Source organism: Endozoicomonas sp. SESOKO3, from assembly GCF_024606255.1.
Genome location: NZ_JAHHPR010000263.1, coordinates 1 through 1324, shown reverse-complemented (window position 1 = coordinate 1324; position 1324 = coordinate 1). Strand labels below are relative to the sequence as shown.

Genomic DNA, 1324 nt, shown 5'->3' with positions numbered 1-1324 from the left:
AAGACAAGGATGGCGAGTTCAGTATGGAGCTGTTCCGCTCCTTCTCGTCTATGAACCATTGCAAAGGCATGCTCAAACATGAGCAAGTGAAAGAAGTGCTAGGCTGGCCGGAATGGAAAGACAAGGATGGAGCGTTCAATATGAAGCTGTTCCGCGCCTTCTCGTCCATGAAACGTAGTAATGGCATGCTCAAACACGAGGAAGTGAAAGAGGTGCTGGGCTGGCCGGAATGGAAAAACAAGGATGGCGCGTTCAATATGGAACTGTTCCGCACCTTCTCATCCATGAATCACGACAAAGACATACTCAACCATGAGGAAGTGAAAGAAGTGCTGGGCTGGCCGGAATGGAAGAACAAGGGTGGCGAGTTCAACATGGAACTATTCCGCGCTTTTTCATCCATGAATAGTAGTAAAGGCATGCTCAAACATAAGGACGTGAAAGAGATACTGGGCTGGCCGGAATGGAAAGACAAGAATGGCGAGTTCAATATGGAGCTATTCCGCTCCTTCTCGTCCATGAATAATTGCAGGGGCATGCTCGAACATGAAAAAGTGAAAGAGGTGCTGAACTGGCCGGAATGGAAAGACAAGAATGACGAGTTCAGTATGGAACTGCTCCGGGCTTTCTCGTCCATGTACAACAAAAAAGGCACACCCAAACATCAGGAAGTGAAAGAGGTGCTGAGCTGGCCGGAATGGAAAGATAAGAATAACGAGTTTAGAAATGGGCTGTTCCGCGTTTTCTCGTCCATGAATCACAGCAAAGGCCTGTTCAAACATGAGGAAGTGAAAGAGGTGCTGAGCTGGCCGGAATGGCAAGACAAGGATGCCGGGTTCAGTATGGAGCTGCTCCGAGCCTTCTCATCCATGAATCATGGCAAAGGCATGCCCAAACATGAGCAAGTGAAAGAGGTGCTGGGCTGGCTGGAATGGCAAGACAAGGATGCCGGGTTCAGTATGGAGCTGTTCCGCGCCTTTTCGTCCATGAATAATGGCCAAGGCATGCTCAATAATAAGGAAGTTAAAGAGGTGCTGGACTGGCCGGAATGGAAGGACAAAAATGGCGAGTTCAATATGGAGCTTTTCCGCGCCATTTCGTCGATGAATCATAGCAAAGGCATGCTCAAGCATGAGCAGGTGAAAGAGGTGCTGGGCTGGCCGGAATGGAAAGACAAGGATGGCGACTTCAGTATGGCGCTGTTCCGCTCCTTTTCGTCTATGAACCATTCCAAAGGCATGCTCAAACGTGAGCCAGTGAAAGAGGTCTTGGGCTGGCCGGAATGGAAAGACAAGGATGGCGAGTTCAGCATGGAGCTGTTCCG

General features: G+C 49.5%; 1 protein-coding gene. It reads left to right on the top strand.

Annotated features, from left to right (window positions below; translation table 11 throughout):
* Positions 1-23: 23 nt before the first annotated feature.
* A partial coding sequence (locus KDK18_RS04725; protein WP_257253566.1) for a hypothetical protein occupies positions 24-1324 on the top strand: 1301 nt, incomplete at its 3' end.